Here is a 21,659-nt window from a genome sequence, read left to right as displayed (position 1 = left end):
CTCGTTCCTCTACGGGGAAGTCGCTACTGGGGGTCTGCGTACTGGATGCCGCGGCCGTTGGTGCCCAGATAGACACGGCCGTGGACGCGGGGGTCGCCGGTGATGACCTCTCCGGTCCACCCCCACTGGTGGGCGTCGTCGTTGATGCGGACCCAGGTCGCACCCGCGTCGTCCGAGCGGAGCACGGCCACGCCGTCGTACGTCGCCGTGACCCGCCCGGTCTGGAAGACCGCCGGGTAGCCCGCCCGTCCCTTCCTCGGGGCGGCCTTGCCGAAGCCGAGGGCGTACGAGGCCTGGCAGCCGGCCACCGTTGTGAACGTGCGGCCGCCGTCCATCGAGCGCAGGAGGCCGTGGTCCTTGGCGGAGAGCCAGAGATCTCCGGAGCGCCCGGGAGCCGCGGCCATACGGAACTGGGCGTCCCCCGAAGGGAGTCCGGTCGCGCCCTCGGTGAAGGTCGCACCCTTGTCCGTGGAGAGGAAGACCGCCCCCGTGTCCGTGTCGTACACGTAGAAGCGCCTCGGGTCCAGCGGGTCGGCGACCGGTGTGCCGCCCTCGGGGAACGTGGGTACCTCCGCCCACGTGGCCCCGCTGTCCGTGGAGCGGTGTGCGGCGTACTTGGTGCCGTCCCAGTGGATGAACGACCACAACAGCGTCGCCCCGTCGGCGGAGACCGCCACCGGGCCGGGAGCCGAAGGCGCGATCGCCGGCTGGGACGCGAACGGCTGCCAGCTCGCCCCGCCGTCGTGGGAGTACGCACCGGCCGAGTCGGATCCCGAGGGCCAGCCCGTCCGCACGACGTACGACGGCTTCAGGGTGGCCAGGGCCAGGCCCGTCGCCGTGCCGAAGACCGGGTTCGACGCCATGCCCCGCGCAGGGGACACGGTCAGTCGGTCATGACGCATGACCCCGATGTCACCCAGGCCGCTGAGGAGCCGGGCTCCCGAGGGTGGTGCGATCAGCTGCCGTACCGACGACTCCTCCAGTCCCCGGATCTCGGGAGCCCAGTGGACCAGGTCGCGTGTCCCGTAGATCGTGGCGCCGGTGCCGTGGACGATGTGCCGAGAGTCGTACGGGTCGACGGCCAGGGCCTGGATCCACCAGCCGAACTTGGGTTCCCCGCCCCACTTCAGATACGGCGTCTCCGAGACGTCCAGCACCGCCGTGTCCTTGAGGGAGGTCCAGCTCGCCCCGCCGTCCGTGGAACGGAACAGGGTGTCCACGGGGCCCCAGCGGTTGTTCGTGGAGACCACGACGGTGCCGGGGCGGGAGGCGTCCACGGCCACTCCGCCGTACCCGAACGCGTCGCCGGCGCCCGGGGCCACCGGAGTCACGTCTCTCCAGGCCCCGGTCACCGTGTCGAGGCGGTGCACCGAGCCGTCGGCCTGGTTGTTCGGGCCCGGACCGTCCGCGTAACTCACGTACAGCGCACGGCTGCCCGCGTCGTACGCCGCGCGGACCGGCACCTTCGTCGCGGCTCCGGCGGACGGCTGCCCGGGTACGGCCTCCCAGCCGCCGGAGGCGTCTGTGCGGTAGAGCGCCGTGCCGCCGTCCCCCCAGCCCGCGTACACCGTCCGGCCGGCCGTGACCAGCAGGGTGACGCCCTGGCCGCCCGCCGACGGCGTGGCCGGGAAGGAGGTGTCGGCGGCCCAGGTGGCACCCCGGTCCGTGGAGCGCAGCAGCCCGTCGTGGCGTGTCCCGAGCCAGAGCGTGTCACTGTCCCGCGGATCGACGAGGAGCCGCTCGCCGCAGCCCCGGCCGTCCTCGTTGGCCCCGAGGCGCACGGTGAGATCGGTCCGTGACCACGTCGCCCCGCGGTCCTCGGAGCTGAGCACCGCACCGGGGGAGGCGTACGCCTGTGTGTAGGTCCCGAGGGCCAGGTACAGCCGGTCGGGGTGCGCCGGGTCGACGGCCATCGCCTCGACGCCCATCAGGTTCCAGTCGTCCCAGCCGATGTGGTCGGTGAGTGCCGTCCACCGGGCCCGGCGGTCGTCCCAGCGGTAGGCGCCGCCGATGTCCGTGCGGGCGTAGGCGAGCCCCCGCACGGCCGGATGGAACAGGATGCCCGTCACGAAGCCCGTCCCGCCGATCGCCGCGGTGCGCCAGCGGTGCGGCTGGGTCTTCGCGGGATGCCGGGCGGCCGAGGCCGTGCCCGCGGCCGGCAGCACGGAGGCCGAGGCGGCGACCACCGCCGCACCGGCCAGGACGGTCCGGCGCCGGGGGCGGGGGGCGGGTTCTGGCTGCGGGACGGACGAAGCGCGCATGACGAAGACCCTCCGGTGGGGAATGACGGGTGAGTGCGGTGCGGGAGGCGGTGATCAGCCCTTGACGGCGCCGGTGAGCATGCCTTCCTTGAAGTGCTTCTGCACGAACGGTGAGAGGACCGCGACCGGGATCAGCGCCAGCACCATGACCGCCATCTGGATGGCGAGCAGGGACAGGTGGCCGGTGTTGATGACCTGCGTCAGACCGGTGGGCCGCTCCTGTTTCAGGACCAGCTGGTTCATCACGTTCTGGAGCGGCATCATCTCCGGGTCGCTGATGTAGATGGACGCGTTGAACCAGGCGCTCCAGTAGCCGACCGCGTAGAAGAGCGTGATCACCGCGATGACCGCGCGGGACAGGGGCATGATGATCTGCCACAGGATGCGGAAGTCACCCGCCCCGTCGATGCGGGCGCTCTCGACGAGCTCCTGGGCCGTACTCATGAAGAAGGCGCGCAGGACCAGGATGTTGAAGACGTTCAGCGCGCTCGGGAGGATCAGGGCCAGGTAGGAGTCGGTGAGGCCGAGACCCTGGACCACCAGGTAGGTGGGGATGAGGCCCGCCCCGAAGAACATCGTGGCGAGCATGAACAGCAGCAGCGGACGGTGGAGCACCGACCCCGGCCGGGACAGACCGTAGGCGCACATGACCGACACGGCCATGCTGAAGAGCGTCCCGACCACGGTCACGCAGATGCTGACCACCGCGGCCCGGGTGACCTGGCCGCCGCCGAGGAGCTCCTGGTAGGCGACGAACGTGATGCCGCGAGGGATCACCACCAGCCCGCCCGCGTCGGTGATGGTCCGCACCGAGGACAGACTGGTGACGATGACGACCCAGAGCGGGAAGAGCACGGCCAGACAGGCCAGGACGAGGACCACGCCCTTGGAGGCGAGCCCCGCCCTTGTCGGCTCCTCCTCCCACACCGGCCGCAGCCGGCCACGCGTACCGGGCTTGATCCCGGCCACGCCGGTCATTCGGTAGAGCAGGCCGCTCACTTCTTGTACACCCCCTGCTCACCCATGAGATGGGCGACCTTGTTGGCCCCGAGGACCAGCAGCAGACCGAAGATTCCCTTGACGATCCCGACGGCCGCCGCGTAGCTGAAGCCGCCGTACTGGATGCCCACGTTCCAGACGTAGGTATCGAGGACCTCGGAGGCGCCCGGGCCGACGGCGGTGCGCTGGAGCAGGATCTGCTCGAAGCCCACGGTGAGCGCGTTGCCCACCTGGAGGACCAGCAGAAGGGCCACGACCGGGCGCAGGGCGGGCAGTGTGACGTGCCACATCCGGCGCCAGCGGTTCGCACCGTCCATCGCGCTCGCCTCGTAGAGTTCCGGGCTGACCGAGGCCAGCGCGGCGAGGAAGACGATGACGCCCCAGCCGGCGTCCTTCCAGATCATCTCGAAGGTGATCAGGAACTTGAACAGACCGGGGTTCGTCATGAGGTCGAAACCCTCGTACCCCCTCTCCCGCAACGTCTGCGCGATGAGTCCCGCGCCGCCGAACATCTGCTGGAAGACCGTGATGACCAGGACCCAGGAGAAGAAGTGCGGCAGGTAGAGGATCGCCTGCGCCACAGCCCGGACCCGGGGCCGCACGAAGCTGTTGATGAACAGCGCGAGCAGGATCGGCACCGGGAAGAACAGCGTCAGCTGCAACAGGAAGATCGTCAGTGTGTTGCCCAGCGCCGACCAGAACAGCCGGTCGTTCACCATCTGCTGGAACCACTCGAAGCCGACCCAGGGGCTCTGCAGGATCGCCTGGAAGGCGTTGTCCGCGATGTACGGGTCGTAGTCCTGGAAGGCGACGACGTTGCCCGCCAGGGGGATGTAGGCGAAGACCAGCAGCAGCAGCATCGCCGGCAGGGTCATCAGCAGCAGCGTCCGGTCGCGCCGCAGCCGGTGCCGCAGGGGCACCTTCGCGGTCACCCGTACGTCTTCGGGGGCCGCCCCGTCCTTCTCGGCCGGCGGCGACGCGGGGAGTTTCCGCGCGCGCCGGTCATCTGTGCTCAGCGACATGTCAGGAGGCCGACTCACCGGTCTCGTCGAGCAGCTTCTTGTACCAGTCGCGCAGCTTGTCGCCGCCCCTGGTCTTCCAGTCCGATACCTGCTGCTGCATGTCGCTGACCTTCTTGCGGCCGCGCACGATGTCCTTCTCCATGGCCTCGAACTGCGCGTTGAGCTCGGTGTACCGGGTGGGCTCCTGGATCTGCATCCCGTGGAACAGCGGCTTCTTCAGGTGCGCGCCCTGGCGCTGCTGCCACTCGACGACACCCTTGGCGACGTCCGGGTAGTCCGGGTAGGCGCGGTACGGCTTGGAGGTGGCGATGTACTCGTAGGTGGCGAAGACCTCGTTGTTGCCCTGCTCGTTCTTGACGAGGACGCCGTCCTTGAGGCTGTGGTGGGTGCCCTCCAGACCGTACGCCCGCAGGCGCTGTTCCTTGCTCCCGTACGGCGCGGCGGTGAAGTTGGCCAGGGCGAGGAGGTCCTCGACGACCTTCTTGTCGGCCTTCTTGCTGACGAAGCACCAGATGTTGGAGGGGGAGGCCTCGTAGATGACGGGGTCGCCGCCGTCGTGGGCGAAGAAGTCCATCGCCCCCATCCGGAAGTCCGGCTTGTCCAGCCGCTGCACGGCGGTCGCGGCGTACCAGTCGGAGATGTCCGCGTTGTACATCATGACGTTGCCCGAGGAGAAGGTGGTGCGCATGTCACCCGTCTCCGCCTTGGCGTCCGGGTGCACGAAGCCGGCCGAGTACAGCGAGCGTGACCACTCCAGCGCCTCCAGGTACTCCTGGGTCTCGTAGCGGTTCACCAGCTTGCCGTCGACCAGTTGCCAGTAGTAGGGCTTCTCCGGCAGCACCCCGAAGAAGACGAACGCCGACCACGTCATGTCGCTGCACGCCCACACCTTGCTCCTGGGCGCGTTGATCTCCTTGCAGAGGTCGTAGAACTCCTTCGTGGTGGCCGGGACCTCGTAGCCCTTCTCCTCGAACAGGTCGGCGCGGTAGAAGGGGGTGATGTTGGGCGTGGCCTCGGCGGGCATGGGTATCCCACGCAACTGGCCGGCGAAGACGCCGCGCTGCCAGGCGCCGGTGGGAATGGCCGCCAGGTTGGGGTACGCCTTGACCTTGTCGCCCGACAGGTAGGGGCCCAGGTCCGCGAACTTGTTGGCGATGGCGCTCGGGATCTTGCCTCCGAGCTCCCAGCCCGGGATGACGACGGCGTCCGGGATGGAGCTGGAGGCGAGCACCGCACCGAGTTTCTGCCCGTAGACGTTGCCGTCCTGGTTCTGCCACTTGACCTTGACGCCGGCCGCCGTGTCCATGGCTGTCCAGTAGGCGTTGCCCTCGCCGGGCGAGGTGCCCCAGAGGGGCGCCATGATGCTGATGTCGCTGCCCTTGCCCAGCTTCCGGGGCACCGACACCGCCAGCTCGGCGGCGGGGAGAGCCGTGGTGAAACCGTCGGCGGAGCCGTATTTGCTGGGGATGTCAGGGGTGACGGCCTTCGAGGGCACATAGGCGGGAAGGATGTCCTTCAGCTTCTGACCTGTGGTGGTGCCCTCGTTCTTCGAGCCACCGGAACCGCCGCCGCAGGCGGCGAGGAGCGGCATGCCGCCGCCCACGGCTGCCGCGACAACCACGGAGGAGGCGAGAAATCGTCTCCGGCTGGGGGCGGAGGGGGAGTTCGGCGTCATTGCGTCAACCCTTCGTGGTGCGACAGGACGGCCCGCGGCGGCGACTGCCGCTCGGCCCTGTCGCCGAGGTAGGGGCGTTACCGGCCGAGCCGGCCGGAACGGAACCGGCTGAGCTGAAGCGGTCGACGGGCTGCTCGTCGAAGCGCTTCGATGTTGCAGCGAGGTTAAGTGAAGGGTGTCGGCCGCACAAGAGTTCGTTTCGATATTCGTCCGGCCTGTATGCGAACCCTTCCCGGCTTGATGACGCACCGATCTGCGCGGAAGAGCCTCTTGGGGCGGTCGTGCCCTTGACACTCACAGGGTCGTCCGATGAGCATCGAAGCGCTTCGAACGATCTTCTCCGCGCGCTGAAAGACGACGTGGCGCCGGCAGACCGGAATACCTCCCACCTCTTCAAGGGGACCCGCACGTGACGGACCATCCACTTCCCTTCCGCGACCCGCGGCTGTCCTTCTCCCGACGCACCGACGATCTGCTCGGACGGCTCACGTCCGACGAGCGGATCGCGATGCTGCACCAGTTCGCCCCGGCGGTGGAGCGTCTGGGGGTCGGCCCGTTCCGTACCGGACAGGAGGCCCTCCACGGGGTCGCCTGGATGGGGCCCGCCACCGTCTTCCCGCAGGCCGTCGGCCTCGGCGCCACCTGGAACGACGACCTGGTCCGCCGGATCGGGGAGGCCGTCGGCAACGAGGTGCGGGCCAAACGTGCCCAGGACGACCGCGTCGGGCTCAACGTCTGGGCGCCGACCGTGAATCTGCTCCGCCACCCGCTGTGGGGCCGCGGCGAGGAGGGGTACTCCGAGGACCCGGCTCTCACCTCCGCCATCGCCGTCGCGTACACCCGGGGACTGCGCGGGGACCATCCCCGCTACTGGCGCACCGCCCCCGTGCTCAAGCACTGGCTCGCGCACAACAACGAGACCGACCGTGACACCGCGTCCTCCTCGGTCCGCCCGCGCGTCCTGCACGAGTACGACCTGCGGGCCTTCCGTGACGCGGTGCGGGCGGGCGCCGTGGCCGGCGTCATGCCCGCCTACAACCTGGTCAACGGCCGCCCGAACCACGTCTCCCCGCTGCTGGGGCAGTACCTGCGCCGTTGGACCGACCAGTCGCTGGTCGTCTGCTCGGACGCGGGCGCCCCTTCGAACCTGGTCGACTCCGAGCACTACTTCGACACCCACGAGGAGGCCACCGCGGCCTCCCTGAAGGCGGGTGTCGACAGCTTCACCGACCACGGCACGGATTCCACCGTCATGACGACACGCATCCGCGACGCGCTCGAGAAGGGGCTCATCGACGCGAGCGACATCGACACGGCGGTCCGCCGTCTGCTCGCCATGCGCTTCGCGCTCGGTGAGTTCGACCCGGAGCTCGACCCGTACGCGCAGGTCGACGACCTGGACACCGAGGAGCACCGGGCTCTCGCCCTGGAAGCCGCCGAGCAGGCGGTCGTCCTGCTCAAGAACGACGGCCTGCTGCCCGTGGAGCCGAAGCGGGGCCGGACCGTCGCGGTCGTCGGACTGCTCGCGGACGCCTGCAAGCTCGACTGGTACAGCGGCACGCTCATGCACCGCTCGACGCCGCTCGACGGAATCCGCGCACGGTACGGCGCCGAGAACGTCCTCTTCGCGGAGGGCGCGGACCGGGTCAGGCTGAAGAGCTCCCACGGCTGGCTCCACGCACCCGCCGCCGACGGGGCGACGGAAGGTGGGGCGCGCGGCGCGGAAGGCGCCCTCGACCCGGCCCTCCTCGCCGGCCGCACCGACCTGCCCCCGCTGACCTGCGGTGACCAGGCGACCGAGCTGGCCCTCGTCGACTGGGGCGACGGCGTCCTGACCCTGCGTACCGACGAGGGGCTGTACCTCTCCGTCGCCGACGACGGGTACGTCAGGGCGTCCGCGGACGAGCCGGGCGGCTGGGTCGTCCAGGAGACCTTCCGCCTGGAAGCGGTGGCGGGAACCGACGGCGGGCACCGCCTTCTGCACATCGGGAGCGGTGGGTACGTGTCTGTCTCCGCCGGCGGCGCGAAGGTCGCCGACGCGGGCGAGAAGATCTCCCGGGACGACGCCACGGTCTTCGAACGGGAGACCGTCGAGCACGGCGCCGACGCGGTGGCCCGCGTCGCCGCGGCCGCCGACACCGTGATCGTCGTGGCGGGCAACGACCCGCACATCAACGGCCGGGAGACCGAGGACCGTACGACCCTCGCCCTCCCCGCCCAGCAGGACCGGCTGTGGCGCGCCGCGCACGCCGCCAACCCCCGTACGGTCCTCGTCCTGGCCTCCGCCTACCCCTACGCGGTCGGCGACGCGGCGGACGCACTGCCTGCCCTGCTCTGGACGGCGCACGGGGGGCAGGCCGCGGGTACCGCGCTCGCCCGCGTCCTCGCGGGCGACGTGTCCCCGGCGGGCCGGCTCCCGCAGACGTGGTACGCGAGCGACGACGATCTGCCCGGCCTGCTCGACTACGACGTCATCGGCTCCCGGCAGACGTACCTCTACTTCGACGGCACGCCCCTCTTCCCGTTCGGCCACGGACTCGGCTACGCCCACTTCACGTACTCGGCCCTGCGCACGGAGGTGGACGGCGAGCGGCTGCGCGTGTCACTGACCGTCACCAACGACGGCGGGCTCGCCGCCGACGAGGTGGTGCAGCTCTACGTCCGCGCGGCCGGACCCGCCAAGACGGCCGGACCCGTCCGTGAGGGCCTGGGGCGCCGGCTCCCCGGCCTCGGCGATCCCCAGGACCTGCCGCGGCGCAAGCTGGTCGCCCACCGTCGGGCGCACCTCGTGCCGGGCGCGGGGCAACGCATCGAATTCGAGGTGCCCGTAGAGGAGTTGGGGCACTGGAGTGTGGCGCACGGCCGGTGGACCGTCGAGCCGGGAGCCTACGAGATCCTCGCGGGGGCGTCGAGCGCCGACATCCGGCTCATCGCGACAGCGGTCGTCGACGGAGAGGCGCAGGGCCCCCGGCCGGTGGCGACGCGCGGTCTGGAGGCCGTCGACTACGACCGGCAGAAGGACACGGAGATCCTCGACCGTACGAAGACGGAAGGTGACGTCGTGGCGCCCGCGTCCGCCGACAAGGAGGGGAGCCTCGTCTACCGGGCGTGCGACTTCGGTGAGGGGGTGTCGGGACTGAGGTTCCTGGCCTCGGGGGAGGGGAGCATCACCGTGAGCGTGGGCGGCCACAGCCTGACGCTCCAGTTCCCGGACACCGGCGGACCGTACGCGTACCGCACCTTCGAGGCCGCGCTGGACCTCCGGGGGGTGCACGAGATGGGTATCGGCCTCGGGGGCGCCATGCGCCTCGCCCGCGTGAACGTCGTTCCCGCCACAGACGTCGTTCCCGCCAAGAAGGAGACCGCATGAAGTTCACCGACGGCTTCTGGCTCATGCGCGAGGGCGTCCGAGCCTCGTACGCGACCGAGATCCGTGATCTGCGCGTGGACGCCGACCGGTTCACCGCCTACGCCGCGGTGAAGCGTGTCGCGGCGCGCGGCGACACGCTCAACACCCCGCTGATCACCGTCGAGTGCTTCTCCCCGGCCGAGGGCGTCATCGGCGTCCGCACCACCCATCACGCGGGCAAGGCCCGGCGGGGGCCGGACTTCACGATCCTGCCGGACGACACCACGGCACCCGCGGCACGCACCCGCCGGGACGGTACGGCAACGGAACTCACCAGCGGGCCACTGACGTTGCGGATGGACGGCGACGGCCCCTGGGGCATCTCCTTCCTCGATGCCGACGGTCGGCGCCTCACCGGAGTGGACCCGAAGGGCACGGCGTTCGCGACCGCGCCCGACGGCACTCACCACATGATCGCCCAACTGGGCCTGGGCGTAGGCGAGTACGTCTACGGACTCGGCGAGCGCTTCACCCCGTTCGTCAAGAACGGGCAGACCGTCGACATCTGGCAGGCCGACGGGGGCACCAGCAGCGAACTGGCGTACAAGAACATCCCGTTCTATCTGTCCTCACGCGGCTACGGCGTCTTCGTCAACCACCCCGGCAAGGTCTCCTTCGAGGTCGGCTCGGAGTCGGTCGGGCAGGTGCAGTTCAGCGTCGAGGACCAGTCACTGGAGTACTACATCGTCGCCGGCCCGACGCCGAAGGACGTCCTGTCCCGTTACACGGCCCTGACCGGCAGACCCGCGCTGCCGCCGGCCTGGTCCTTCGGCCTGTGGCTGACCACGTCCTTCTGCACGTCCTACGACGAGGGGACCGTCACCTCCTTCGTCGACGGCATGGCCGAGCGCGGGATCCCGCTCAGCGTCTTCCACTTCGACTGTTTCTGGATGCGCGAGTACCAGTGGTCGGACTTCCTGTGGGACCCGGAGGTCTTCCCCGACCCCGAGGCGATGCTGGCCCGCCTCAAGGAGCGGGGCCTGCGCATCAGCATGTGGATCAACCCTTACATCGCCCAGAAGTCGGCCCTGTTCGCGGAGGGCGCCGAACACGGCTACCTGGTGCGGCGCGCCAACGGTGACGTCTGGCAGTGGGACCTGTGGCAGCCGGGGATGGCGCTCGTCGACTTCACCAACCCGGCCGCCCGCGCCTGGTACAACGACAAGCTGCGTCTCCTGCTCGACCAGGGTGTCGACTGCTTCAAGACGGACTTCGGCGAGCGCATCCCCACGGACGTCGTCTGGCACGACGGCTCCGACCCGGAGCGGATGCACAACTACTACGCACAGATCTACAACCGCACCGTCTTCGAACTTCTGGAGAAGGAGCGCGGAGCGGGCGAGGCGGTGCTCTTCGCCCGGTCGGCGACGGCGGGCGGACAGCAGTTCCCGGTCCACTGGGGCGGTGACTGCTTCGCCTCCTTCACCGCCATGGCCGAGTCCCTGCGCGGCGGACTGTCGCTGAGCCTGTCCGGCTTCGGATTCTGGAGCCACGACATCGGCGGCTTCGAGGGCACCCCCGACCCGGCGGTCTTCAAGCGCTGGCTCGCCTTCGGCCTGCTGTCCTCGCACAGCCGGCTCCACGGCAACGTCTCCTACCGGGTGCCGTGGGAGTTCGGCGAGCAAGCCGTCGACGTGGCACGGAAGTTCACCCTGCTCAAGCACCGGCTCATGCCCTACCTCTACGGAGTGGCCGCCGAGGCGCACCGTACGGGCGTCCCGATGATGCGGCCCATGCTGACGGAGTTCCCCGGCGACCCCGCCTCCCGCACCCTGGACCGGCAGTACATGCTCGGCCCGGACCTGCTGGTCGCGCCGGTCTTCACCGAGGACGGTGAGGTCGAGTACTACGTTCCCGAGGGCATCTGGACCTCACTGCTGACCGGCGAACGCGTCACCGGTCCCGCCTGGCGGCACGAGACGCACGGCTTCGACAGCCTGCCGCTGCTGGTCAGGGACGGAGCCGTACTGCCGTGGGGCGCCGACGACCAGCGCCCGGACGGGGACTGGCTGGACGGCCTCACCCTGCGGGTCTTCGGCACCGGTACGGACGCGCGCACGGTCACCGTGCCGGACCTGACCGGCGCCCCGGCGGCGGAGTTCCATGTCGTGGGGGACGGGTCCGGGGTCCGCGTCACGGCGGAGGGCACCGACCGGGTCTTCCGGGTGACCGTCGACGGATCCGGTGCGGAGGGGGAGGGGTCCGGGACAGTCGTCGTCGCCTGAGCTCCGCCCACCACCACGGCAGCCTGCCGGGCCCGCGCCAGGGGCGCCCGGCGGGCTGCCGTTCCCCTTCGGCTCACACCGACTACGCGAAAGACCGCGCGACCACGTCGCCCGGGACGGGCTCGTCCCCGACGGGCACGCCCAGGCCCCGCTCGTCACCCGATGACAGGGCCGGCGGCCCGCCCGGGTGCCCGTGCCCGCTACCGCACCCGGCCGAGGCGGAAGAAGAGACCCCTGTGCGCCCAGCCCGTCCGGCGTAGCCCTGTCCAGACGCAGCCGGCGGCGATGCCGAACGCGAGTGCCGTCGCACCGGCCGCGGACGGAAGCGCGGCCATCAGGGCGACGCCCGTCGACACGACGACGAACCCGTCGAACTGCCAGGCAACGACACGCAGCCCGGAGAGGTCGCCGAACGGCGTGATGACAGGAAGGAGGAGTTCGAGCGGAAGATCCAGTTTCATCTCGCGCAGGAACCTGGCGCCCAGCGCCATGACCACCGACCCGGCGACAAGAAGGGCCGTGGCACCCAGATGCCCCCTGTGGAGGTCCCAGCGGGCGACGACGGCGAGGCCGCCCCCCAGGAACGCACCGAGCGTCACCGCGACGACGGGCCAGGCCAGCGTGCGGGCAAGGGTTCCACCCCACCGTTCGCCGAACAGCGGTGCCAGGGTCAGCTCATCTCGCAGTCCGCGCCACGTCTCGCCCACCCACCCCGATCCCAGGTACACGCACAGCGCCCCCAGGGCCCACAGCCACGGTGCCGGTCCGTGCCCCCGGCCACCTGCCCCGAGCGTCAGCGCGGAGGAGCCGAGCAGAAGGAGTGCCGCACCCGCGCTCGCGCGCCCGGGTGTCCGCAGTGCTCGGATCGCACCCTGCGCAAGATATCCGCGCAGACGCCCGTCCGGACGGATCAGGGCGGAGGCGAAACCGGACGGCTCCGGCCGGTACAGATCCAGCGCGTGATGGAGCGTCCCGGTCCAGGCGTATGTCCGGGCCTGGGAGGCGCGGGCCGACTCGCGGGCGAGCCGGGCCAGGTCGACGGTGTGGATCGACCGGAGGGCCGCCCGCCCCGAGGCCCCCGCGGTGGCCGCCAGCACTCCGGCGAGGAGCCACAGGCCCGTTCCGCTGTCCGGCGCCACTCGGCTCACCCCGGCGACCACGACTGCCGCGCCGCCGAAGGCGGAAGCCAGCAGGAGGTTGTCGCGCAACGGCCGGACCTGGCCCCAGAGCCACGCGAACGCCGCGAGGGCGCTGAGCCCCACCCCGGACGCGAGGCCCTGCACCGCGGAATCGAGGTGATCGAAGAGGTCGGTCGCGAGGTACGCCGCCGCGCAGGCCGACAGCAGTCCGGTCGTTCCGGCGTACGTCAGTCTGCGCCGGGCGATCGTGCCGAGGTAGCGCGCCGGAGGGATGTCCGTGGACATGAACACGTGCAGCAGGAAGGGCTGGACCACCACCGGCCCCCAGAACCGCCCGGCGACCTGCGCCCCCCAGCACACCGCCACCGCGAGCACGCAGAGCCAGGGCGCCGCCTCCGTGAGAGACCCTACGGAGACCGATGCGGGCGAAGTGCTCCGGGCGTGGACCACCGGCACCAGGTAGAACGCGGCGAACAGGGCGACGAGGTAGAGGGTGTACGCGTGCCCCCGCACCGTGCCGCGGTCGCCCCGGCGGGCGTAACGCTGCCGCACGGCACGGACGCGCCCCGCGGCGTCGGGCTCGGGCGCCGCGAGAGTGTCCACCGTCATCCCAGCTCCACGAGGCCGTCACACGCCTCCACCAGGGCGGGCTCATGGGTGGCGACCAGGAAGGCCGTGCCCGCCTCCGCCCGCTCCGTGAGCAAGGCCGCCAGCAGTTCGACGCGGTCGCCGTCGAGGTGTCGCTCGGGCTCGTCGAGCAGTACCACGTCAGCGGGGCGCACCAACGTCAGGGCGAGGCTGAAGAGTTGAAGCTGGCCCGAGGAGACCTGATGAGGAAACCGCTCGCCCAGCGGGGACAGTCCCAGTCGCTCGATGACCTCTTCGGCGGCTTCGGCGGTCGTCGCGCTGTTGCCGTACCAGGAGGCGGCAACCAGGGTCACCTGCTCGCGCAGTGTCATGTCACGGGCGAACGGGACCGCGTCGACCAGGGAAGCCAGGAGGCGCCGGTGCCGCGGCCTGGCCATGTCGGCGGGTTCGCCCCGAACCGAACAGGAACCGGCCGTGAGGGTCCGGCTGCCCAGGAAGGCCCGCAGGAGCGTCGTCTTCCCCGAACCGTTGCCGCCGGTGAGGCACCAGACCTCGCCCGGCATCACCGCGAACGAGGTCGGCTCCAGCAGGGTGACGTCGCCCAGGGTGACCGTGGCGCCCTCGGCCGCGATGACGGGAACAGCGGTCACTTCGCCTCCAGAACCACCAGCACCTCTCGTGGGCGTGCAGTTTATGCGTCGCCCGCGTACGCCCCGTCGACGCCCGTCACCTCCAAGCCGTCGGCCACGGGCTCTGCCGGTACGGTGATCGCCTGCCGCGTGGAAGGTCCATGCGTCCGGCCGGCCCGTGCGAGGGATGCCGGTGGCGAGCGAGGGGACCGTGATGAGCGAACTGACGAAGCCCGGGGTCGAGGTTCCGGAGGGTGCAGCGCCCACCGAGCTGACGATCCGGGACCTCGTGGTGGGAGACGGGCCCGAGGCGCGGCCGGGCCGGGTCGTCCAGCTTCACTATGTAGGGGTCACGTTCGCTTCCGGAAGGGAGTTCGACTCCTCCTGGGAACAGGGCCGGCCGTTCAAGTTCGCTGTGGGCGGTGGCAGGGTCATCAAGGGCTGGGACCGGGGGATCAGGGGGATGAGGGTCGGCGGCCGCCGCGAGATCATCGTTCCCCCGCGTCTCGGCTACGGCAAGCAGTCGCCCTCAGCGTCGATCCCGGCGGGCTCGACGCTGATCTTCGTCGTCGACCTGCTCACCGTCGTGGGCGGGCCCACCGTGGCTGGGTCCGGCCCGGCCCGCTCGGCCTGAACACGATGTTCCCGAGGCGCCTCGCCCCGTTCTGCGACAGCCGGTGGACTGGTGGCAGGGACCGGGCATAGGCCCTGAGGCCCCCCTTTTCCGCCCGGCGGCCGATCAGCACGGCCCCGCATCGGCTCAGCACAGCGCCGCATCCGCACTTCCAGGTCATCGACCGCACCAGCCGCGTGGGCCTGCCCGCCACCGTCCACGGCTGGACGCCCTGCACGGGGACGCGCCCTGTCGGCGTGCACCACTACGCCTGACCGGACCGGCCCCGCACGGGCGCTCCCGGCACCACCCGCATGCCCAGCCCCCGCACCCGGTAGATGCACCTGTCGTCGCCCCACAGCGACGCGTCCGCCACGGCGTAGGGACCCCGTGCGTCCGTGCCGCTCTCCACGATGTCCATGTCCACCCGGATCAGCCGGTTGGCCGGGGTGATCTGGCCGCGATACGTCCAGGTCGCCTCGCGCCCCGGCAGCACCGGTTCGAACCCGGGGTCGAGGAGCCCGTCGGCCGCGCCCTGCTCCAGCAGGTGGTACTGGAGCAGTTGGCACATGGCCTCGATCCCCAACGAACCCGGCTGCACGGGGTCCTGGAAGAAGTGGGCCCGGAAGAACCAGGCGTCCGGGCGGACGTCCTTCTCCGACCGCAACCGGCCGAGCCCAGCGCTTCCGCCCTCCGGCCAGTGGCCCGTGATCCGGTCCAGCATCAGCAACATCTCGCCCGGCAGCCGCGGTTCGCCGGCGCAGTACCGGGCGGGACGGGAGGTCAGATCGACCACGCGTTCGCAGGGCTCGTCGAGCCGGGCCCGGTCGTCGGCCGAAGTCGCCAGCCCCTGCTGGTCGTCGAAGGCCGACCGGGGGAAGTAGCCGAAGACCGTGGAGAGTTCGAAGAGGGGCGCGTCGTCGGCCGTGCACGTCACCCGGAACGACTCGATGATCATGTCCCCGCTGCGCGAGACGCGGGTCAGTTCGGCCCTGGTGCGGATCGTACGCGTCGCCGGGGTGACCTCGCCGGTGACCGTTCCCGACCCGTCGAGATTGCGGAACAGCAGGTCCGCCTCGCTGCTCGTCGCGCTGCCGACGTACGAGGCGAGCCACCCGCAGGGCTGGAGCGCCGCCTCCATGAGGACGGCGAACGGCATGACGCGGCCGCCGTTCTGCTCGAAGTACCACGCCCGGTCCGGCACGTCGTACTCGGCGGAGACGACGCTGCCCTCGCGCATCCCGCCCTGCGGACCGTCCACCGACACGATCCGGCTCATGAAGTGATAGGGCGGGCCAGGAAGCCGCGCCACCCTGCGGGTGCCGTCGAAGGGCTCGTACATGGCGCCGAACGCCTCGCTCGGCCTGCCCCAGGCGCACGCCAGCAGCGAGGCGTGGTCAAAGGCGAACCCGTCGGCCGCCACCGCCACCGGCTTCTCCTCCCGATGCCCGGTCAGCCCGCCGAGACGGGGCAGCGGCACCGGGTCCCCGCCGGTCTGGACGGTGGGCGGACCCGAGTGCCGCCAGTGCGACAGCGGCCAGTCGGGGACCAGCCGGAGGGCCATGTCGGTGCCCAAAAACGCCTTCCGCCCGTCCACCGAGCCGAGGACGTCGGCGTGGAGCGTCGGCACCGGCCCGGCCGAGACGCCCCGTACGAACACCTCGTAGACGACCCTCCGGTTCTCCGGGGTCGCCTGGCCCCGGCACATGGCCCTGGAGGGGTGCTCGTCGACCGTCTCGAAGCGCCAGCCGTCCCGGTCCACGGTGAAGCCCATGGCCGTCAGGTAGAACGCCATCGCCTGGAGGCCGCCCTGCAGCATCAGGGTGCCCGGCATGCAGGGGTCGTTCTTGAAATGACCTGCGAAGAACCAGTCGTCCGGGGACAACGCGGTCTCGGCCCGCAGATATCCGCGCCCCCACGGACCTCCGGCCGGGTCGAACGCGGTGACCTCGTCCAGCAGGCGCAGCCGTTCCCCGTCGAGCCCGGGCGAACGGACGTGAGCCGCCGTGACCTCCCAGCCGGGCCCGAAACAGTCCCCGGGCCGCCCCAGCGTCAGGGCTCGTACCCGGTCGGCGTCGAAGCGGGTCCGTTCGCAGCGCACGGCCGGCGGGTCGAGCGGCAGGTCGTCCCCGGGCACGCGGCCGGCGGGATCCCAGCGCACGCCCCCGCTGTCGGCGAGCTCCGCGGGGGTGAAGAACCCCGCCTGCCCGTCGCGGACACTGAGCCGCAGCTCGCCGTCCACGTAGCAGTCGTAGTGGAAGAAGGCCAGCCGGACGCCGTCCGCCTCCGCGTGACCGTCCAGATGGATCTCGAAGCACAGGGTCTCACCGGGGCGCGGTGGGCCCCCGTGGAACGTCACCTCACAGCCGAGCAGCCGGTACGCGCGCTCGCCCCGGTTCAGCAGGTCGACGCCCAGCCAGCCGAGCAGGAGCAGGTCGGCCTGGCCCGCCTCGATCAGCACGCCGGCCGGCATACGCCCCGTCGCATCCAGGTACCAGCTGTCGGGCAGGACATCCGTCTCCGTCCAGATCCTCCCGTCCGTGCGGACCGGGCCCGGCAGGACCAGCGCCGCCGGCACCGCGTCGATGCCCGTGACCCGGTCGGCGAGCAGCATGGGCGGCCCGGGCATCCGGGTCTGTACCGCGTAGCCGTCCTGCTCGGCGAAGAGCGGACCGAACAGCGTGGAGATCTCGCGGGAGGCGAGGTGCTCCAGCTGGGCCCGGTCGAACGTCGGCCCCGGCCGCTGCGCCTGCCCCGGTTTCGGTTCCGGAGCCGCCACGGGCACCGGAGCCGTGGAGGGCCGGCGCGGGGGAAGCGGTCGTACGGGTACGGGCAGGGGCTGTTGCCCGGGCGCCGCCGCGCCCGCCGCGGTCAGCGCCCTGACGGCGAGCGCCGATACGTGCAGGAACCGCCGGTGGGTTTCGGCGTGCGCGGCCATGACCTCCTGGTGCAGCGCGGCGACCCGCAGGCTCTGCCGGGCGACCACGCCCCCGACCCCCGCCGCCCTCGGCTCACGGGCGTCGTCGGCGGGCGACCGGGGCCCCTGCACCGGTGCGGCGGGGGAGGGCACGGCGGGAGCAGTGGGGGTGAAGCGGCTCCCGGGCCCCTGGTATGCGGAGGTGGAGCGGCTTTCGGGCCCCTCGTGCGCCGGGGCGGCGAAGCGCCCGGTCTCCTCGTGCGCCACGGCGACCGCGTGGCCGGGGTCCCGGTCCGACGCGGCGGGGCGACCGAGGCCGGTCTCCGGTACCGGGGCGAGTTCCGGGGCCCGGGGCAGAACGGTCACGGCGCGCTCCAGAGGCGGTAGGCACGGAGAGGGCGGTACGGGAACGGCGACGGTGGGGCCGGGCCGCGGAAGGCCGGTCGCGGCCCCGACGAGCCGGGCGAGCAGCGCGTCGGCCCGCACCGGCACCCCGGCGACGACGAGTTCGCCCACCGCGTGACAGAGGTGCCGCAGGCTCGTGTCGCCCGGAGTGTCCAGCGCGACGGCCACGTGCTCCCGGTCGCCGAGCACCCGTTTGATCCAGCCGGTGCACAGCCTCCGCGGGCCGTGCTCCACGAAGACCCGGACACCGTCCGCCCACGCCTGTTCGATCGTGGCCGCGAAGTCGATCGTGCCGAGCCCCTGCGCGGTGAGCGCCTCGGCGGCCCGCTCGGACGTCGGCCGGTACGCCCGGCCGGAGGCCCCGCTGTAGAAGCGAACGGGCACCTCGACCGTGGGGCGGCGGTGGGTCTCGTGCCACACCTCCCGGACCTCCGCCAACTCCGGTGCGTGGGCGGCCATGTCGTAGTCCAGCTCGATCGCCCGGTCGACGCCGATCCTGGCCACGACGGCCGAGCACGCCCGGGACTCGCCGCCGATGACGCAGATCCCGGGCGCGTTCACCGCCATCAGGTGGACCGCCCGCTCCCCGGCGAGCTCCGCGCGAACTTCCGCCAGGGGCGCGGCGATCAGCTGGCTCGACCACCGGTCGCCAGGGATGCCCCGCTGCCGCCAGTAGCGCCGGACCGCCCGCAGCTCGCCCGCGAGTTCCGTGGTGAACAGACCGCTGTCCCGGGTCGCCTCATAGAGCCCCGAGGCGTCCGGCCAGGCCCCCAGCGCGACCAGCGCCGTCGACTCGCCCGAGGAGTACCCGATCGCGGCGTCCGGCCGCAGCCCGAGCACCTCACGGCTGAACACGGTGTGGAACGCGGCCAGTTCGGCGACGGCCCAGATCTGTCCGAGGACCCCGGGCTCGGCCCCGGACCTCAGGAGCGCCCCCACCGCCCCGTGTTGCTCACGGACCCGCTCGCCCAGCGACGGCAACGCGAGGGCCAGCTCATGGCCCATCCCCGGATACGCCGCCGAGCCGTTCGTGTACACGAAAGCGGTCTGCCCGACGACCGGCCCGTCCCGGTACGCCACGTCCGCCGGGCGGGCCCCGCCCTCCGCCAGCCAGCGACGGGCCGCTTCCCCGCGCTCCTGCCACGTGGTGTCGCCGTCGACCACGAAGGCCAGCCGGGCCGGGCCGGCCGAGGACTCCGTACCGGACTCCAGCGCTGCCAGCACCGCCCGGCGGTCGGCCCCGGAGTAGACGTGCAGGCGCGGGGCCGGGCCCCGCAGCCACGGCCGGGCGTCCCCCGCGCGCAGCCGTACGCCGACGGCGGGCCCCTCCAACGGCGTGACCACGGCCCGCGCGGTGTGCGCGACGGCCGCGGTGTCCGCCGGTCCGCCCGGGCGGGGTACCGCGCGGTGCTGGAGCGAGAGTGCCGCGACCGCGACGGAGACCAGCCCGGACGCGGCATGGGCACGCCCGAAGGAGGCCGCCGGATCGAGGACCGCGTCGGGGCCGTCGCCGATGACCATGTCGGGCTCGCCGGTGGCCTCTTCGTCCAGCAGGGCCACGACGCTGTCGCCGTCCCTGCGAGCGGTCTCCAGGGACTTGAGGACCAGGACGACGGCCGCGTCCCCGGGCTCCTCGTCGCGGCCGAGATCCCGCAGGGCGGCCCGGTGGACCGCCTCGCAGGACAGGTCGGTGGCGCCGACGAGCGCGGCGTCGGCCTCCCCCGACCGAATGGCCCGAGCCGCGATCCCCAGCGCCACCAGCCCGGACGCCTCCTCCGCCGACACCGTGAACCCGGGGCCCGCCAGGTCGAGTTGGGTGCTGATGCGGTTGGCCGCGAGGTTCGGCATGCTGCCCACCACGCCCTCCGCCGTCATGGCCGGGGTGAACGCCTCCCGGGCGAGGTCCGCCGACGCCGCGTCGACCGGCGTCCCCGACTGCTCCAGCCAGTGCGCAATCCGCCAGCGCGCGCCCGCGCGGGCCACCTCCGGGTCCACCCCCGTACCGACGACCACCATGGTCCGCTCGCGGGGCAGACTCACCGTCCGGGCGGCCTCCCGGGCGGCCTCCAGCACCAGCAGCTGATGACGTACGGTCCGCTCCAGGGCCAGCGGCGGGAAGCACAGGTCCGTCAGCTCCACGGCGATCTCCGCGACGCGGCCACGCCGTTCGCCGCCCAGCACCGCCCGCCGGAAGTCCTCCAGCGACGTCCCCTCGCCGACCCGGGCACCGACGGCGACGATCGCCACCGGTGTCCGGTCGCCCGGCGCGGCGGGCGCCGGAGCCGGGGCCGGCGCCTCGTCGGATGGTCCGGCGGGCCGTGTGCCGCCCGTCGGCCGGGGCGCGGTGGGCGGGGGAGGGCAGCCCGGGGCGTCGACGATCAGATGGGCGTTGGTCCCGCCGAACCCGAAGGCGCTGACCGCCGCCCTGCGCGGCCCCACCCACTCCTCGGCCGCGGACAGCACCCGCAACGGCGTGCCCGCCAGCGCGTCCAGCGGTCGTCCGGCGCCGAGCGTCGCCGGACGCACCCCCGCCCGCAGCGCACCGAGCACCTTCAGCAGTCCCGCCACACCCGCCGAGGCCAGCAGATGCCCGATGTTCGACTTCGCCGAACCGATGGGAACGTCCTCACCGGCCCCGAAGACCCGGGCCATGGTGCGCGCCTCCACCGCGTCCCCGACCGGCGTCCCCGTGGCGTGGCACTCGACGAGCGACACCGACCCGGGAGCGACGCCCGCCCTCTCGTACGCCAGGCGCACGGCCCGTACCTGACCCTCCTCCGACGGGCTGATCAACCCGGAACCACGCCCGTCGTTGGACAGCCCCACACCGCGGATCACACCGAGCACGGGCAGGCCGGCGGCGTGGGCGTCGGACAGCCGTGCCAGGGCGACGAACCCGGCGCCCTCGCCGTGCACCAGCCCGTCCGCGTCCCGGTGGAAGGGCCGGCTGCGCCCCGTGCGGCTGGTCGCGGACAGTGCGCAGAACCCCACGTGCAGGTAGAGGGGATCGGGGCGGCTGACCGCACCGGCCACCATGAGATCCGCCGTGCCGTCGTGCAGCCGGTCGCACGCCAGCTTGATCGCGTACAACGAGGACGCACAGGCGGCGTCGAGGGACCACGCCCCCGCACCTAGCCCGAGTGCGCGGGCCGCGAGCCGGGCGGGCAGCCCGGAGGAGAAGCGGTTGCGGGCATCGGGCCGGGTCCGCCGCTCACCCGCCAGCAGGGCGTCACGGAGCGAGGGCTGTTGCGCGGACAGCCATACGTGTTCGGCGAAGGCCGCCCCGGCGGGCGTGGGGTACGACAGGTTGCCCAGCACCAGACCTCCGCGCGGCAGCGGGCCCTCGTGCCCCGCCTCGGCGAGCGCCTGCCGCACCCCGTACAGGACCCAGTGGAAGAGCGGGTCCAGCGACGCGATCCGCTCCGGGGCGAGGAGGAAACCGGCCGGGTCGAAGACGGACTCGAACCCGTGGACGTAACCGCCGACGTCCGTCCAGGTGCGGTCGAGGTGATCCTCCACCGAACCCATGGCCCACCGGCGCGGCAGCCGCCACCGGCCCTCCGGGGCGGCCGACAGGCTCGTGCGGCCGGCGGCGATGTTCTCCCAGAACGTGTCCGGGTCCAGCGCGCCGGGCAGCACACAGCCCCGGCCGACGACGGCGATCGGTTCGCAACGCATACGGGTCTCACTTCACGGCGGGGCGCGGCGGGCCGCGACCAGGAGGGGCGGGGCCCGGCGACGCGAGGTGTGGAGGGGGTGCGGGGGTGAGGACGGACC

The 21,659-nt window shown here is 72.1% G+C and carries 10 protein-coding genes; 3 read left to right on the top strand and 7 right to left on the bottom strand.

All coding sequences use genetic code 11. The features are described 5' to 3' along the window. Positions 1–23: 23 nt before the first annotated feature. Genes ACH4KB_RS32340 through ACH4KB_RS32325 form a run of 4 tightly spaced genes read right to left on the bottom strand, consistent with a single transcriptional unit; the run spans position 24 to position 5,957 of the window. Positions 24–2,261: a 1,4-beta-glucanase gene (locus ACH4KB_RS32340; RefSeq protein ID WP_398069710.1), complete on the bottom strand. Its 2,238-nt coding sequence runs from the start codon at positions 2,259–2,261 to the stop codon at positions 24–26. Positions 2,262–2,315: 54 nt separating this feature from the next. Continuing rightward, positions 2,316–3,239 carry a carbohydrate ABC transporter permease gene (locus ACH4KB_RS32335; RefSeq protein WP_247705102.1) on the bottom strand — a complete coding sequence of 308 codons (924 nt, stop codon included), beginning with the start codon at positions 3,237–3,239 and terminating at the stop codon, positions 2,316–2,318. Positions 3,240–3,256: 17 nt separating this feature from the next. After that, entirely contained in the window at positions 3,257–4,282 is a 1,026-nt protein-coding gene (locus tag ACH4KB_RS32330; RefSeq protein WP_398069708.1) for an ABC transporter permease, read from the bottom strand. A gap of 1 nt (position 4,283) precedes the next feature. Then, the gene (locus tag ACH4KB_RS32325; RefSeq protein ID WP_398069706.1) at positions 4,284–5,957 is read right to left on the bottom strand and encodes an extracellular solute-binding protein; all 1,674 of its coding nucleotides are present in this window, start codon (positions 5,955–5,957) and stop codon (positions 4,284–4,286) included. 409 nt (positions 5,958–6,366) lie between these two features. On the opposite strand from ACH4KB_RS32325, the gene ACH4KB_RS32320 reads away from it, so the two are divergent. Together ACH4KB_RS32320 and yicI are read left to right on the top strand one after the other, a co-directional pair. Continuing rightward, positions 6,367–9,327: a glycoside hydrolase family 3 C-terminal domain-containing protein gene (locus ACH4KB_RS32320; RefSeq protein WP_398069704.1), complete on the top strand. Its 2,961-nt coding sequence runs from the start codon at positions 6,367–6,369 to the stop codon at positions 9,325–9,327. Beyond that, complete coding sequence (yicI, locus tag ACH4KB_RS32315; protein WP_398069702.1) at positions 9,324–11,591, top strand: alpha-xylosidase; 2,268 nt, start codon at positions 9,324–9,326, stop codon at positions 11,589–11,591. The genes ACH4KB_RS32320 and yicI overlap by 4 nt, the downstream gene beginning before the upstream one ends. 200 nt (positions 11,592–11,791) lie before the next feature. Here the strand turns inward: yicI and ACH4KB_RS32310 are convergent, their stop codons facing one another. Both ACH4KB_RS32310 and ACH4KB_RS32305 read right to left on the bottom strand, forming a co-directional pair. Continuing rightward, complete coding sequence (locus ACH4KB_RS32310) at positions 11,792–13,339, bottom strand: hypothetical protein (protein ID WP_398069700.1); 1,548 nt, start codon at positions 13,337–13,339, stop codon at positions 11,792–11,794. Then, the gene (locus ACH4KB_RS32305) at positions 13,336–13,968 is read right to left on the bottom strand and encodes an ATP-binding cassette domain-containing protein (RefSeq protein ID WP_398069698.1); all 633 of its coding nucleotides are present in this window, start codon (positions 13,966–13,968) and stop codon (positions 13,336–13,338) included. The genes ACH4KB_RS32310 and ACH4KB_RS32305 overlap by 4 nt, the downstream gene beginning before the upstream one ends. A 193-nt stretch (positions 13,969–14,161) precedes the next feature. Here ACH4KB_RS32305 and ACH4KB_RS32300 point away from each other — a divergent pair, with 193 nt between their 5' ends. Beyond that, positions 14,162–14,581, top strand: coding sequence for an FKBP-type peptidyl-prolyl cis-trans isomerase (locus ACH4KB_RS32300; RefSeq protein ID WP_398069696.1), 420 nt, complete (start codon positions 14,162–14,164; stop codon positions 14,579–14,581). A 244-nt stretch (positions 14,582–14,825) separates the two neighbouring features. On the opposite strand, the gene ACH4KB_RS32295 is transcribed toward ACH4KB_RS32300, so the two are convergent. Then, positions 14,826–21,560 carry a beta-ketoacyl synthase N-terminal-like domain-containing protein gene (locus tag ACH4KB_RS32295; protein ID WP_398069694.1) on the bottom strand — a complete coding sequence of 2,245 codons (6,735 nt, stop codon included), beginning with the start codon at positions 21,558–21,560 and terminating at the stop codon, positions 14,826–14,828. Positions 21,561–21,659: the final 99 nt, after the last annotated feature.

This window comes from Streptomyces sp. NPDC017520 (assembly GCF_044329855.1).
In the GTDB taxonomy this organism is placed as follows: Bacteria; Actinomycetota; Actinomycetes; order Streptomycetales; family Streptomycetaceae; genus Streptomyces.
This window is presented reverse-complemented; position numbering and strand designations above follow the sequence as displayed.